13 protein-coding genes are annotated in these 14653 nt (G+C 70.1%); 9 read left to right on the forward strand and 4 right to left on the reverse strand.

Features of this window, described 5'->3' with window-relative positions; translation table 11 throughout:
• Positions 1 to 17 precede the first annotated feature (17 nt).
• Entirely contained in the window at positions 18 to 986 is a 969-nt protein-coding gene (locus ACWEMY_RS25945; RefSeq protein ID WP_452392117.1) for an SCO2521 family protein, read from the forward strand.
• On the opposite strand, the gene ACWEMY_RS25950 is transcribed toward ACWEMY_RS25945, so the two are convergent.
• The 4 genes from ACWEMY_RS25950 to ACWEMY_RS25965 form a co-directional block, all read right to left on the reverse strand.
• On the reverse strand, positions 987 to 1838 hold the full coding sequence (locus ACWEMY_RS25950; RefSeq protein WP_452392118.1) for a hypothetical protein: 852 nt from the start codon (positions 1836 to 1838) through the stop codon (positions 987 to 989).
• Between the two features lie 26 nt (positions 1839 to 1864).
• The gene (locus tag ACWEMY_RS25955) at positions 1865 to 2422 is read right to left on the reverse strand and encodes a GNAT family N-acetyltransferase (protein ID WP_375929637.1); all 558 of its coding nucleotides are present in this window, start codon (positions 2420 to 2422) and stop codon (positions 1865 to 1867) included.
• A 169-nt stretch (positions 2423 to 2591) separates the two neighbouring features.
• Positions 2592 to 4076 (reverse strand): MFS transporter, encoded by a 1485-nt coding sequence (locus ACWEMY_RS25960; RefSeq protein WP_452392119.1) that lies wholly within the window; start codon positions 4074 to 4076, stop codon positions 2592 to 2594.
• 173 nt (positions 4077 to 4249) lie between these two features.
• The gene (locus ACWEMY_RS25965; protein WP_452392120.1) at positions 4250 to 4921 is read right to left on the reverse strand and encodes a FadR/GntR family transcriptional regulator; all 672 of its coding nucleotides are present in this window, start codon (positions 4919 to 4921) and stop codon (positions 4250 to 4252) included.
• A gap of 218 nt (positions 4922 to 5139) precedes the next feature.
• Between ACWEMY_RS25965 and ACWEMY_RS25970 the strand changes: the two genes are divergently transcribed.
• From ACWEMY_RS25970 to ACWEMY_RS26005, 8 genes are all read left to right on the forward strand, one after another.
• Positions 5140 to 6288, forward strand: coding sequence for an MFS transporter (locus ACWEMY_RS25970; RefSeq protein WP_452392127.1), 1149 nt, complete (start codon positions 5140 to 5142; stop codon positions 6286 to 6288).
• Positions 6289 to 6633: 345 nt separating this feature from the next.
• Positions 6634 to 8094 (forward strand): MFS transporter, encoded by a 1461-nt coding sequence (locus tag ACWEMY_RS25975; RefSeq protein ID WP_452392121.1) that lies wholly within the window; start codon positions 6634 to 6636, stop codon positions 8092 to 8094.
• 29 nt (positions 8095 to 8123) lie between these two features.
• Positions 8124 to 10661, forward strand: coding sequence for a nitrite reductase large subunit NirB (gene nirB / locus ACWEMY_RS25980; RefSeq protein ID WP_452392122.1), 2538 nt, complete (start codon positions 8124 to 8126; stop codon positions 10659 to 10661).
• Between the two features lie 64 nt (positions 10662 to 10725).
• Complete coding sequence (gene nirD / locus ACWEMY_RS25985; protein WP_452392123.1) at positions 10726 to 11106, forward strand: nitrite reductase small subunit NirD; 381 nt, start codon at positions 10726 to 10728, stop codon at positions 11104 to 11106.
• Positions 11103 to 12344 (forward strand): uroporphyrinogen-III synthase, encoded by a 1242-nt coding sequence (locus tag ACWEMY_RS25990; protein WP_375929631.1) that lies wholly within the window; start codon positions 11103 to 11105, stop codon positions 12342 to 12344. Before nirD ends, ACWEMY_RS25990 begins: the two co-directional genes overlap by 4 nt.
• Entirely contained in the window at positions 12341 to 13084 is a 744-nt protein-coding gene (locus ACWEMY_RS25995; protein ID WP_452392124.1) for a sirohydrochlorin chelatase, read from the forward strand. Before ACWEMY_RS25990 ends, ACWEMY_RS25995 begins: the two co-directional genes overlap by 4 nt.
• 287 nt (positions 13085 to 13371) lie before the next feature.
• Positions 13372 to 14076: a hypothetical protein gene (locus ACWEMY_RS26000; protein WP_452392125.1), complete on the forward strand. Its 705-nt coding sequence runs from the start codon at positions 13372 to 13374 to the stop codon at positions 14074 to 14076.
• A gap of 84 nt (positions 14077 to 14160) precedes the next feature.
• A complete protein-coding gene (locus ACWEMY_RS26005; protein ID WP_452392126.1) occupies positions 14161 to 14610 on the forward strand; it encodes a VOC family protein in 450 nt (149 codons plus the stop codon).
• Positions 14611 to 14653 lie beyond the last annotated feature (43 nt).

The following is a 14653-nucleotide window of genomic DNA, read 5'->3' on the forward strand; positions in this document are numbered from 1 at the left end:
GCCAGTACGCTGCAACGATGGAACCGCACCCTCCGGTGTCGGCGGTGCTCGGCGAGGTACGCACCGCCCTGCTTCCCGAATCCGCCGCGCTGAGCCGTGGTTCGGCCGCCGAGCTGATGGCGCTGGTGCACGGGCGGCCGGTGCGCTCGCGGGAACGTCCGGTGATCTGGGCGCAGTCGCCGGTGGTGGTGGAGGGCATCGACTGCCGCTTCGCCACCCCGGATCAGCGCCGGGTCAGGGCGGTGGGCACCGTCGCCGCGCGGGCCTCGGTGGTCGGCGGGCGGATCATGCAGAGCTCGGCGCACAGCACGGTGGTGCCCGCGACCTCGGACCGGCGGCAGAAGTGGGTGCACTATCTGGGCAGGCCCGGGGTCGCCGAGGTGCTGACCCGGGTGCCCGCGAGTCTCGGCGCGGAACTGACCGCGGGCTTTCTCACGGTGCGGGATTCGGCCACCGACACCTTCGACCCCGGCGCGGTCGCCGCGCGGCTGGCCACCCGGGTCCGGCGCAACCCGATGCTCGACCAGAACCCGCCGCTGCACACCCCGACCACCCGGCTGCGCTGGGCGGCGCGGGTGGAAGCGGGCAGTGCGGCCACCATGACGATGACGCTGCACCCCGGCGAACTGCGCACCGCCGACTTCGTCGTCGGCGACCTCGCCGAACTGGCCGCGGTCCCGGCCTTCTGCGACGACCTGGCCCTGCACGACTGGCTGCTGACCGTGCTCACCGAGGTGATCGACGAGGCCGAGATGTACGAACTCTCGCGCACCCCGGTCGACCAGGTGATCAGCCCGCTGCTCGAACACCTGGTCTACCTGTGGATGCCGGGCTCGTCCACGCCGCCGCCGCTGCGTGGGCTGTGGGACGTGCTCGAGGCCGATCCGGGATTCAGCAGGCAGTGGCACGCCAGGGTCGGGCAGCTGCGCGACCGGCTCGCGGTGGCCACCCTGGCCGCGCTGAACCGGGTGAGCACCGTCTGGTGATCACAGCCGGAACAGCTGACGCACCAGCAGCGCGAAGAACACCGAGATCGACACGATGCCGGTGTAGGCCTCCACGGTGAGGATCACCCGCGCCAGCGTGCCCGTGGTCTCCACATCCTGGTAGCCCAGCGGATTCAGGAAGCTGATGAATCCCAGATACATCGCGATCCCGACGCTGGTCTGCGAGGTGGCCACCACCGCGAGGGTGAACAGCGCGATCTGCGCGGCGATCCAGCCCAGCAGCCGGAACGGGCGATAACCGTAGCCGCACAGCAGATCCGAGGTGCGGCCCAGCACGCGACCGCGTCGGGTCGGATGGGCCAGGGTGCGGGCCCTGGCCTGGCTCAGCCCGCAGCGGTCCTGGCCGCGGAAGTCCTCGGTCACGGTGTGCAGGCGATAGGCCTGGCGGAAGGCCAGTGCCGCGTGGGCGGGCAGCCGGGCACGCAGCAGGTGTTCGCCGATCTCCTCGTAGACCTCGGCGAGCAGGGTGTCCTGGGTGCGGCTCAGGCGCAGCGGGCCGCGCGTCTCCACCTCGGCGGCGAACAGCGCGCTCAGCGTGGTGACCAGTTGCAGGTCCTCGCCCGCGGTGCGCAGCCGGGCCGGGTCGGCGGCGCCGTAGAGGTGGCCGAAGACCAGGCTGTCCCCGGCGCGACGGCTCGTGGGCGGGGTGTAGCTGAGCAGGATGGATTCGACCTGGTGGTTGAAGCCGTCGAGCAGTTCGTGTTCGTCGGCCACGCCGTCACCGCGCCGGAACTCGGCGATCTCGGCGGCGAAGGCGTCGGCGTGGCGGTGGATCAGGTTGGTCTTGGCGGCGACGAAATCACTGAGCTGTCGCTGTTCGGCGTATTCCATGCTCTTCCCCCGGTTCTCCTCGCGCGCTAGCCACCCGGCGGCGCGTGCCCGCCCTTGCGCCAGCGCGGATCCCAGCGGTCCACCGGCGGCCAGCGATCGGGGGTGGGCGCGAGCCAGTGCACCAGCAGTTCACGAGGTTCCCCCGCCCCGAAGTACTGGTCCTCGTAGCCGGCCCAGGTGAACCCCGATTCCTTGTACAGATTCGCCGCGGGCGCGTTCGACGGGCGCACCGTGATGAACACCGCGTCCACCGCACCGGCCCGGCATCCCGCCACCGCGCGGTCGAGCAGCAGCCGCCCCAGGCCGCGCCCCCGGCAGTGCGCCGCCACGGCCAGCCCGATCAGCCAGGCGCTGCGGGCCGGCCCGACCGCGACGAGCGCGTAGCCACACACCACGCCGCCCAGATCGGCCACCACCCAGTGCGATCCGTGCACGTCGAACAGCTGGCGCAGCGCGAAGTACGGGTAGGCGAGTGGTTCGAATTCGCTGGACTCCAGTGCGGCGATGGCGGGCAGGTCGTCGACGACGGCAGACCGGAACACCGGTTCGGTCACCCTGTCCGAGATGTCCAACGATCCGCTCACCTCTGCCGCCCCGACGCAACGTCCACATCCAGGGTAAGGGCAGCGTCGGTGGTGAGGCCATAAACCAGCGCGAAAAGCGTTGTCACACAGTGTCGTACTGGCTGTGACAGCCGAAAGCCACGTCCGGAGAGGAGGTTCCGGACGTGGCTTTCGGTGTGGGGAACAGGGATCAGACTCCCGCGTAGGCCAGGGACGGCACCCGGTCGGTGGCGAAGCCGGTGCGCAGGTAGCACCACCAGGTCACCGCGGCCATCACCAGGAACACCGCCGCGTAGGCCCAGAAGGCGGGAACCATGGTGTGCAGGTGCACATTCGACAGCCGCAGCGCCTGCTGCACGACGAAGCCGCCCGCCGCGCCGACCGCGCCGATGACACCGATCGCCGCACCGGCCTGCCGCTTGGCCGAGATGAGCGCCTCGGCGGCGTCCATCCCGTGCTCGGCGGCGTACTTCTTGGCGGTGGCGTTGAAGATCGACGGGATCATCCGGTAGGTCGAGCCGTTGCCGATGCCCGCCAGCACGAACAGCGCCAGGAACCCGGCCAGGTAGAGCGGGAAGCTCTTCAGCTCGACCGCGAGCACGATGAACGCCACCGCGACCGCCATCCCGCCGAAGACGTAGACGGTGATCTTGGCGCCGCCGCCGACCTTGTCGGCCACCCAGCCACCGAACGGACGGCTGAACGAGCCCACCAGCGCGCCCAGGAAGGCCAGGTTGCCCAGGGTGGTGATCCAGCCGATCGAGGCCAGCTCGGGGAAGGTCGCCTTGATCAGGGTGGGGAAGGCGAAGGAGAAGCCGATGAACGAACCGAAGGTGCCGATGTAGAGGAAGGCCATCACCCACGTGTGCCGGTTGGTCAGGGCCAGCTTGTAGGACCGCCCGTCGGACTTGGCCTCGGCGACCGAATCCATGAAGTACAGCGCGCCCAGGGTCGCCACCGCGATGAACGGCAGCCAGAACAGCACGGCCAGGGTGATGCCGAAGCGGTAGCCGCCGGCGTCCTTGGCCATGATGTGGGTGCCCAGGGTGATCAGCAGCGGCACGATCAGCTGGGTCTGCGCGACACCGAGATTGCCGCCCGCGGCATTGAGGCCCAGCGCCGCGCCCTTCTTGCCCTCCGGGAAGAAGAACGAGATATTGGCCATCGACGAGGAGAAGTTACCGCCGCCGACACCGGCCAGCGAGGCCAGCACGAGGAACACCCACAGCGGCGTGCCCGGCTGGTTGACGAAGTAGATGATGCCCAGCGCCGGGAAGAACAGCATCGCCGCACTGAACGCGGTGAACGCGCGCCCACCGAACTTCGGCACCGCGAAGGTGTAGGGGATGCGCAGGGCGGCACCGACCAGGGTGGGCACCGAGGTGAGCAGCAGGGCGTTGCCGACCGCGGTGGGGTCGCCCTTGCCCAGCCCGGCCAGGAAGGTGAACCCGGCCGAGCCCATGGCGGTGACGATGGAACCCCAGATCACCCAGATACTGAAGCCCAGATTCTCGGCGAACACCGAGAACCACAGGTTCTTGCGGGCGGTCTGTTTGCCGCCCGCCTCCCAGAACGCCGGGTCGTCGGGGTTCCACCGGGTCAGCCAGCGGCCCTTGCGCTGATAGTCGAAGGACGGGGCTTCCGTCGCTGTGCCGGTGGCGGCGATCGCGGTCATCGGCTTCCTCTCGATCGGGCTCGACAGCGCCACATCGCTTTTCGGGGGAGTGCGATGCCGCTGTCTGCGGGGTCGAGTCAACGGTAGGAGCCGGTTGTTGCGTGCCCGTGGCCTCAGGTGACGTTCCCGCCAACTCGACCTCACCGCGCGATCCGGGCGCGGTGACCGATCGGTTACCTGTCGGGATACTGCGCCAGCAGCGACCCGAGGAAGCAGCGGGTGGCCTGCATGGCCCGCTCGGCGTCACCGTCGATGACGGCCTGCACCAGCTCGGCGTGCTCGGTGTCGTAGGCGTCGTCGGAGCGCGCGGTCCGCGCGTGGATGGCCTGCTCGATGATCGGCAGCAGCGAGTCGTAGAACTCCAGATACACCGCGTTGTGGCTGGCGACCACGATCGCGCGGTGCAGTTCCACATCGGCGGCGATGGCCACCGGGTCCGGCACGGACCAGTCGCGATCGCTGCGCTCGGCCAGCAGACGGCGCAGGGTGGCGATGTCGGCGTCGTCGCGGCGGCGCGCGGCCAGCCCGGCGGCGGTGGTGTCGAGGGCCTGACGCAGTTCGAGGATGTCGCGTTCCTGGGCGTCGGCGAAGTACTTGGCCAGGGTGCCGCCCACCTCGGAGGTGGCGATCACATAGGTCCCCGAGCCCTGGCGTCGTTCGAGCATGCCCGCGTGCACGAGCGCCTGGACGGCTTCGCGCACGGTATTGCGCCCGGTCCCGGTGAGCTCGGTGAGCTCGGGTTCGGTGGGGATGCGCCGGCCCACGGGCCAACGGCCGGAACGGATTTCGGCCCGAAGCTGCTCGGTGACCTGGGCGATGAGGCTGGTTCGCCGGACGGGTTGCACGTCAGCAAGACTACTGGGCCGTCTCCGCGCGTACTTCTGCTCACAGTCGCTTGGCTTTGGTCATCGGGTCATCCTATGATTTCTCGGTGCCGCCACTCCACGAATCCGTCACCGCCCCGCAGCTGCGCGACCCCGAGCCGGAGGTCGTGGCCGACGAGGGACGGATCAGTCGCCGCTCGTTGATCGAGGGGCGGCTGCTGGTTCTCGCGGCGATCGTCATGTCCGCGCTCACCCTGCGCGCCGCGGTCACCGCGTTCAGCCCGCTGGCCGAGAGCATCGGGGCCGATGTCGGGTACGGGACGGCGGTCGTCGGGGTGTTCGGCATGTTGCCGACCGTCATGTTCGGGTTCGCGGGGCTGCTCACGCCGATACTGGTGCGCCGCTTCGGGCTCGAGCGCACGGTGCTGCTGGCCATGCTGCTGGCCGGGACCGGGTCGCTGACGCGGGCCTTCGCCCACGGGACGGGGGAGCTGCTGGCCTTCTCCGCGGTGGTGCTGCTGGGCATGGGCATCGGCAATGTGGTGATCCCGCCGCTGGTCAAACGCTATTTCGCCGACCGGCTCGCCGCGATCAGCTCGCTCTACATCGTCATGGTGCAGTTGAGCACCGTCATCCCCGCGTTCGTCGCGGTGCCGCTCGAGCAGGCGCACGGCTGGCGCATCTCGCTGGGCGTGTGGGCCCTGGTCGGCTTCGCCGCCGCGGTGCCGTGGCTGTTCGTCCTGCGTGACCGGGAGGGCCGCGACAAGCACGATGTCACCGCGCTGCCCGCCGAATCCCACGCCGCCGCCACCGCCATCTGGCGCTCGCCCCTGGCTTGGGGCATGGCCGCCATGTTCGGCATGACCTCGCTGACCACCTACGCCATCTTCGCCTGGCTGCCCAAGATCCTGTCCGACGCGGGCGCGAGCGCGGGCTTCGGCGGCAGCATGGTCGGGCTGTTCGCGCTGATGGGCCTGATCCCGGCGCTGGGCGCGCCCACCGTGGTCTCGCGCATGCGCAACCCGTTCCCCGTGGTGGTCGGCTGTGTGGTGCTGTTCGTCGCCGCCTTCGCCGGGCTGCTGATCGCGCCGATGGGCGCCCCGGTGCTCTGGGTGATCCTGCTCGGCCTTGGCCCGAGCACCTTTCCGATGGCGCTGACCCTGATCAACCTGCGCACCCGCACCCCGCAGGGTTCGGCCGCGCTCTCGGGCTTCACCCAGGGCGTCGGCTACGCGCTGGCCAGCGTGGGCCCGCTGCTGTTCGGCATGCTGCACAGCTGGACCGGCGGCTGGCTGATCCCGTTCGAGATGCTCGGCGTCGCGCTGGTGATCCTGCTGATCGGCGCCTGGCAGGCGTGCAAGCCGCGCATGCTGGAAGATACTTGGTAGCCGCCGACTGATCTAGGGCGTACATGGGTAACTCGTCGGGCACGGGCTGAGTCCGTCGAACACTTCCGCGTAGCCGCCTGCCCGAATCGCCCCGCGCCTGAGTCCGGCTATGAGGCGCGGGGAGGCGGTGCAGCGTAGGTCACACCCTCACGTGGCGTTCGCGCGAAATTCCGCTGCTTCCTTACCTGCGGAAATCGTTGTGTCACATGCCGGAAACAAACGACACGATCTCACCCCGATTCCCCGCGAATGGTGAGAAACCGTTGATTCGCGCGACATTTCCCGCAGCATTTCGGCAATACCGATTTCCTACCGTTGGGCCATCGCACTTTTGGGAGGCCCAACTTGAGCACGCTGAAGCGTAACCACGACATCGAGCACTGGGATGCCGAAGATGTCGCGGCCTGGGAGGCCGGCGGCAAGGACATCGCCAAGCGCAACCTGATCTGGTCGGTGATCGCCGAGCACGTCGGGTTCTCGGTGTGGTCGATCTGGTCGGTGATGGTGCTGTTCATGCCCACCGACAAGTTCGGCATCGACGCGGCGGGCAAGTTCTTCCTCGTCGCCATGCCGACGCTGGTCGGCGGGTTCCTGCGCATCCCCTACACCGTGGCCACCGCCCGCTTCGGCGGCCGCAACTGGACGATCTTCAGCGCGCTGCTGCTGCTGGTGCCGCTGCTGCTGACGCTGTACTTCGTCACCCAGCCGGGCACCTCGTACACGACCTTCCTGATCGTGGCCGCGTTCGCCGGTGTCGGTGGTGGCAACTTCGCCTCCTCGATGACCAATATCAACGCCTTCTACCCGCAGCGGCTCAAGGGCTGGGCGCTGGGCATGAACGCGGGCGGCGGCAATATCGGCGTGCCGGTGATCCAGCTGCTCGGCCTGCTGGTGCTGGTCACCCTCGGCGGCGACTACGCCTACCTCATCTGCGCGATCTACCTGGTCTTCGTCGGTCTCACCGCGGTCGGCGCCGCGCTGTACATGGACAACCTGACCAACCAGAAGGCCGACCTGTCCTACATGGGCAAGGCCCTGCGGGTGCCGCAGTCGTGGGTGATCGCGTTCCTCTACATCGGCACCTTCGGTTCGTTCATCGGCTACAGCTTCGCCTTCGGCCAGATCCTGCAGATCAGCTTCAAGGCCGGTGGCGACACCGCCGCCCAGGCCGCCATCCACGCCGCCTCGATCGCCTTCATCGGCCCGCTGCTGGGCTCGCTGGCCCGCCCCTACGGCGGCAAGATGGCCGACCGGATCGGCGGCAGCCGGGTCGCGCTGGGCACCTTCGGCGCCATGATGGCCGCCACGCTGATCGTCATCGCCGCCTCGACCATGGCCGACCGCAACAACGGGGTCGCCTCCGGCGCCACCATGACCGTGCTGGTCATCGGCTTCATCGCCCTGTTCGTCCTGTCCGGTTTCGGCAACGGTGCCGTCACCAAGATCATCCCGTCGGTGTTCGAGGCCAAGTCCAAGAGCCTGCCGGGCACCCGCGCCGAACAGGCCGCCTGGTCGCAGAACGCCGGTGGCGCGCTGATCGGCTTCGTCGGCGCGATCGGCTCGCTGGGTGGTGTCGGCATCAACATGGTGCTGCGCAGCTCCTACGCCAGCACCTCCTCGGCCACCACCGCGTTCTGGGTGTTCCTGGTGTTCTACGTGCTCTGCGCGGCCGTCACCTGGACGGTGTTCCTGCGCCGTCCGCGCCTGTCCCCGTCCTCCGACTCCGATGTGGTGGTCGAGGCCGAGTCCCTGGTCCTCGAGGCCGAAAACAACGCTTCGTCGGCCAATACGTCGGCTCGCCGCTGACAACCGACCATCACAAGGAGGTCCCTCCCATGAACAGCACTCGCAAAACAGTCGTCGTGGTCGGCCACGGCATGGTCGGACACCGTTTCGTCGAAGCCCTGCGCGCCCGCGACGAGGCCGGCCAGTGGCAGGTCGTCATCCTGTCCGAGGAGAAGCTGCCCGCCTACGACCGCGTCGGCCTGTCCTACTACGTCGGCGCCTGGGACCCGTCCGCGCTGGCGCTGCCCGGCAACGAGTACGCCGGTGACGACCTGGTCGACCTGCGGCTGGGCCAGCGCGGCGCCGCGATCGACCGCGCGGCCAAGACCGTCACCAGCTCCACCGGCGAGGTGATCTCCTACGACGCGCTGGTCATGGCGACCGGTTCCTACGCCTTCGTGCCGCCGGTGCCCGGCCACGACCTGCCCGAATGCTTCGTCTACCGCACCATCGAGGACCTCGACGGCATCCGGGCCGCGGCCGAGGCCGCCGGTCCCGGCGCGCACGGCGTGGTCGTCGGCGGTGGTCTGCTCGGCCTGGAGGCGGCCAACGCGCTGCGCCTGATGGGCATGACCCCGCACGTGGTCGAGTTCGCGCCCCGCCTGATGCCCGCCCAGATCGACGACGGCGGCAGCTCGGTGCTGGAGAAGCTCGTCGCCGACCTCGGCCTGAACGTGCACACCGGCGTGGGCACGGCCAACATCGAGCAGGCCGACGGCGGGCTGAAGGTGACCCTGTCCGACGAGTCGGTGATCGACGCCTCGCTGCTGGTGTTCTCCGCCGGTGTCCGCCCGCACGACGCGGTCGCCCGGGAAGCGGGCCTCGAGCTGGGCGCGCGCGGTGGCATCCTCACCGACCTGTCCATGGTCACCTCCGACCCTGACATCTACGCCGTCGGTGAGTGCGCGGCCATCGAGGGCGTCTGCTACGGCCTGGTGGCCCCCGGTTACACCACCGCCGAGATCGTCGCCGACCGTCTGCTGGGCGGGGAGGGTGAGTTCCCCGGCGCCGACATGTCCACCAAGCTGAAGCTGATGGGTGTCGACGTGGCCTCCTTCGGTGACGCGCACGCCACCACCGAGGGCGCGCTGTCGGTGGTCCTGCACGACGCGGCCAAGGGCACCTACGCCAAGCTGGTCGTCTCCGACGACGCGCAGACCCTGCTCGGCGGCATCCTGGTCGGCGACGCCACCGCCTACGCGGCGCTGCGCCCGCTGGTCGGTCGCCCGCTGCCCGCCGACCCGGCCTCGCTGATCTCCCCGGCCGGTGCCGAGCTCGGCGCCGACGCGCTGCCCGACGACGCCCAGATCTGTTCCTGCAACAACGTCGACAAGGGCTCGATCTGCGGCGCGATCGCCGAGGGCGCCTGCGACATCGCCCAGGTCAAGAGCTGCACCAACGCAGGCACCTCCTGCGGTGGCTGTGTGCCGATGATCAAGAAGCTGCTCGAGCAGTCCGGCGTGGCGATGTCCAAGGCGCTGTGCGAGCACTTCGAGCAGTCGCGCGCCGAACTGTTCGACATCGTCGCCGTCACCGGCATCCGCACCTTCTCCGAGCTGATCGTCAAGCACGGCAAGGGCACCGGCTGCGACATCTGCAAGCCGACCGTCGCCTCCATCCTGGCCTCGACCTCGAGCGATCACATCCTCGAGGGCGAGCAGGCCGCGCTGCAGGACACCAACGACCACTTCCTGGCCAACCTGCAGAAGAACGGCACCTACTCGGTGGTGCCGCGGATGCCCGGTGGTGAGGTCACCGCCGAGCAGCTGATCGTGATCGGCGAGGTCGCCAAGGAGTTCGGCCTCTACGTCAAGGTCACCGGTGGTCAGCGCATCGACCTGTTCGGCGCCACCGTCGACCAGCTGCCCCCGATCTGGCAGCGTCTGGTGGACGCGGGCATGGAGTCCGGGCACGCCTACGGCAAGTCGCTGCGCACGGTCAAGAGCTGCGTCGGGTCCACCTGGTGCCGCTACGGCCAGCAGGACTCGGTCGGCATGGCCGTGCTGCTGGAGAAGCGTTACCGGGGTCTGCGCTCGCCGCACAAGATCAAGCTGGCCGTGTCGGGTTGCGCGCGCGAATGCGCCGAGGCCCGCGGCAAGGACGTCGGCGTGATCGCCACCGAGCACGGCTGGAACCTCTACGTCGGCGGCAACGGCGGCCTGACCCCCAAGCACGCGGTGCTGCTGGCCGGCGAGCTCGACGACGAGACGCTGATCAAGTACATCGACCGCTACCTGATGTTCTACATCCGCACCGCCGACCGCCTGCAGCGCACCGCGCCCTGGCAGGAGGCCCTCGAGGGTGGCATGGACTACCTCAAGGCCGTCGTCTGCGAGGACAGCCTGGGTATCGCCGACGACCTCGAGGCCGCCATGGCCAAGCACGTCGAGGGCTACAAGGACGAGTGGGCCGCGGTGCTCGAGGACAAGAACAAGCTCTCGCGCTTCGTCTCCTTCGTCAATGCCCCTGACGAAACCGACCCCACGATCTCGTTCGACGACAGCGGCGAGCGCAAGGTTCCCGTGCTCCTGGGCCTGCCCCCCATGCCGGTGGGTGTTGGGTCCGACACAGCAGCAGCCGGGAAATAAGCGCTTAACCCTGCGGAAACAGGGCGCCTGTACCAATGAGTAAGGCGTTCGGAGGAGGAACCCGATGACCGTAATCGACACACCCACCATCACCACGGAGACGACCACAGGCTGGACCAAGGCCTGCCGGCTCGACTTCCTGATCCCGGGCCGCGGCGTTGCTGTCCTGCTGACCGGCGGCAAGCAGGCCGCCCTGTTCCTGCTCCCCGACGGCACGCTCGCCGCCGTCGGCAACATCGATCCGTTCGGCCGGGCCGCGGTCATGTCCCGCGGCATCGTGGGCGATCGCGGCGGCCAGCCCGTCGTGGCCTCGCCGCTGCTCAAGCAGGCGTTCTCGCTGATCGACGGCCACTGCCTCGACGACGCGACCCAGTCGCTGCCGGTCTACGCGGTGCGGCTCGACGGTGGCATGGTCTCGGTGTCGAACGAACCGGTGACTTCATGACCTCTCCGATCGACAGCGGCCCCTGCCTGGCCGGCTTCACCATCGGCGTCACCGCCGCCCGCCGGGCCGAGGAGTTCGGCACCCTGCTCACCCGCAAGGGCGCGACCGTGGTCTCCGCCCCCGCCATCCGCATCATCCCGCTGGCCGACGACACCGAGCTGGAACGGGTCACCGAACAGCTCATCGCCGATCCGCCGCAGATCACCGTCGCCACCACCGGCATCGGTTTCCGCGGCTGGATGGAGGCGGCCGAGGGCTGGGGTCTGGCCGAGGTCCTGCGCGACACCCTCGCCTCGACCCGGATGCTGGCCCGCGGCCCCAAGGCCAAGGGCGCCATCCGCGCCGCCGAACTGCGCGAGGAGTGGTCGCCCGCGTCCGAGTCCTCGGCCGAGGTGCTCGATCACCTGCTCGCCGAAGGCGTGGAGGGCGTGCGCATCGCGGTGCAGCTGCACGGCGCCACCACCGAGTGGGAGCCGGTGCCGGACTTCTGCGAGGTGCTGCGCTGCGCGGGCGCCGATGTGGTTCCGGTGCCGGTGTACCGGTGGGAGCCGCCCGCCGACCGCGGGCCGATGGACACCATGATCGAGTCGATCGTCGCTGGCAGCCTGGACTGCGTCACCTTCACCAGCGCGCCCGCCGTGGCCTCGATGCTCATGCGGGCCAAGGAGACCGGGCTGCTCGAATCGCTGCTGCACGCGCTGCGCGGGCGGGTACTGGCCGCCTGTGTCGGCCCGATCACCGCCGCGCCGCTCGAGGAACTCGGCGTGCCGACCACCATGCCGGGCCGGGCCCGTCTCGGTGCGCTGGCCCGCCACGTCGCCGAGGAACTGCCCCGGCGCGCCAACCGCATCTACGCGGCCGGTCATCTGATCAGCGTGCGTGGTGGCTGCGTCGTCGTCGACGGCGAGGTGCGTTCGCTGGCGCCCGCGCCGATGGCGTTGATGCGGTCGCTGGCCCGTCAGCCCGGCCGGGTCGTCTCCCGCGAGGACCTGCTGTCCGCGCTGCCCGGCGGCGGTGACGACACCCACGCCGTGGAGACCGCCATCGCCCGGTTGCGGGCCGGTCTCGGCACCCCCAAGGCCATCCAGACCGTGGTCAAGCGCGGCTACCGGCTGGCCCTGGACGCCGCCGACTGCGCCGACACCCCGGTGCGCCCGCCCGTGCAGCCGCCGCACGCGGCAGGCATCGGCACCCCCGCCCGGTCACCGCGCGCGGTGCAGCCGATCGGAGTGTGGTGAGTACCGCGCGGCCGGGTGAGCCGGCCCTGGTGCTCGTCGCGCACGGCACCCGCAGCACGCGCGGTGTGGAGATGATCGCCGCGCTCGCCGAGGCGGTCGCCGTGGAACTGGGCGCGCAGGCCGAAGGCGCGGCGCCCAACGCGGCCCTGCGCACCGCCTTCGTCGACGTGCTCGGCCCCTCGCCCTCGGAGGTGCTGCGCGATCTCGACGGTCCCGCCGTGGTGGTCCCGGCCTTCCTGGCCTCGGGATACCACGTCTACCAGGATGTTCCGCGCGAGGTCGCCGAGAGCGGGCACAGCTCGGTCGCGGTGACCGCCGCCATGGGCCCCGATCCGGCGCTGGCCGCGATCATGGGCGTGCGGCTGCGCGCGGCGGGCTGGCGGCCGGGCGACGCGGTGGTCTTCGCCGCCGCCGGGTCCTCGGATTCGCGAGCGCGCCAGGATGTCCGGCGCGCGGCGGGCATGCTGGCCGAGCAGCTCGGCGCACCGGTCCGCATCGCCTACGTGGCCACCGGTTCGCCCCGGGTGCCCGAGGTCGTCGCGTCGCTGCGCGAGACCGGGGCGCGCAAGGTCTTCATCGCCTCGTACCTGCTCGCGCACGGCCTGTTCCATCAGCGCCTGCACGACGCGGGCGCCGACGGGGTCGCCGAGCCGATCGGCGTGCATCCCGAGGTGGTCCGGCTGATCGCCGACCGCTACCGCACCGCCGCCCGCGAGCTGGTCCGCGCCCGCGTGCGCTGACCGGCCCGCGGGGCGGCGTCCGCGGGGTTGACCTCCGGCCGCCGGGCAGCCGGTGTCGGTCCCGGCCGATAGAGTGGGCCGGACTTCACCAGGAGGGGGCCAAGACCGTGCCGGATTCGTCGGCAGACCACAAGCATCCGCACACCGGGGATGAGCTGACGTCGTACCCCGACGCGGTCCCACCGCCCGCGGTCGCGTCCCACCCGCCCGCCGGTGCGGCCGTGCCGCTTCCGCCCGTCGGGGGAGTCCCTTCGGGAGCGATCCCGGCGCAGCCGTACCCAGCGGCGGTGCCTGTGGGGGCGGACCCGTACGCACCCGCCGCGGCGCCGCATCCGGGTGCGGTACCCGCGCAGCCGTACGCACCCGCGGCTCCGTATCCGGGGACGATGCCGTCGCCGTATCCGGCCGCACCGTATGTCGACCCCGCCTACCAGGGCGCGCCCTATGTGCCGGGTGCGCCGTATCCAGGTCAGCCGGGTGCACCCGCGGGCCCGCGCGTGGTTCCGCCGAGTGTGCAGAACGCCTTCTACCTGATGCTCGCGGGCGCGGTCGTTACCCTGCTCTCGCTGGTCTACTCGTTCACCATCCTCGACCAGACCCGCGGCGAGGTCCTCGACTCGACCGGCGGTGTGGTGCGCGGGTCCGATCTGGATCTGCTCATGTCGGTGACCGTGGGGTTCAGCATCGTCACCTCGTTGATCACCGCGGGCCTGTGGGTCTGGATGGCCTTCGCCTGCCGCGCCGGCAAGAACTGGGCCAGGATCACCGGCACCACGTTCTTCGGGATCAATGTGGTGATGTTCCTGTTCGGCCTCCTCACCGCGATGCTGAGCTCCGGGCTCACGCTCGTGTTCCTGTTCTCCGGCGTCGGAATCGCCATCGGGCTCGCGGTGGTGATCCTGCTGTGGAGCGGCCGGTCCAAGGAGTTCTTCGCCCCCGTTCCCGCCGGTTACGCCCCTTATCCGGGCTATCCCGCTACGGGGCCGTGGTGAATTTCGGCGGATGTGTCGAAAGCGGGAGGACGGCTCCGACCGAAGGGTGACAGTCAGCCGGAACTCATCCCCCAGGAGCACATCATGTCCGTCACGACCTTCCTCTGGTTCGACGCCGACGCCGAAGCGGCGGCCCACCTCTACACCTCCACGGTGCCGAACTCCCGCATCACCGAGATCACTCGCCAGGGCGACGGCACCGCCTTCGTCATCGAGCTCGACCTCGACGGCCACGCGGTCACCCTGATGAACGGCGGCCCGGGGCATCCGCACAGCGACGCCGCGTCACTGCAGGTCATCGTCGATTCCCAAGCCGAGCTCGACCGAATCTGGGACGCGCTCACCGAGGGTGGGGCGCCGGGCCCGTGCGGCTGGCTCACCGACCGCTTCGGTGTCTCCTGGCAGGTCGTGCCCGCGGTCCTGCCGAAGCTGATGGGCGGGGAATCCGAGCGGGTCATCGCCGTGGGCACCGCGCTGCGGTCGATGTCCAAGCTCGACATCGCCGCCCTCCAGCGGGCCTACGACGGGGCCTGACCCCCGAAACGACGACGGCCGCCGCGGATCGGTAGTCCGCGGC

The organism is Nocardia sp. NPDC004415, assembly GCF_053602435.1.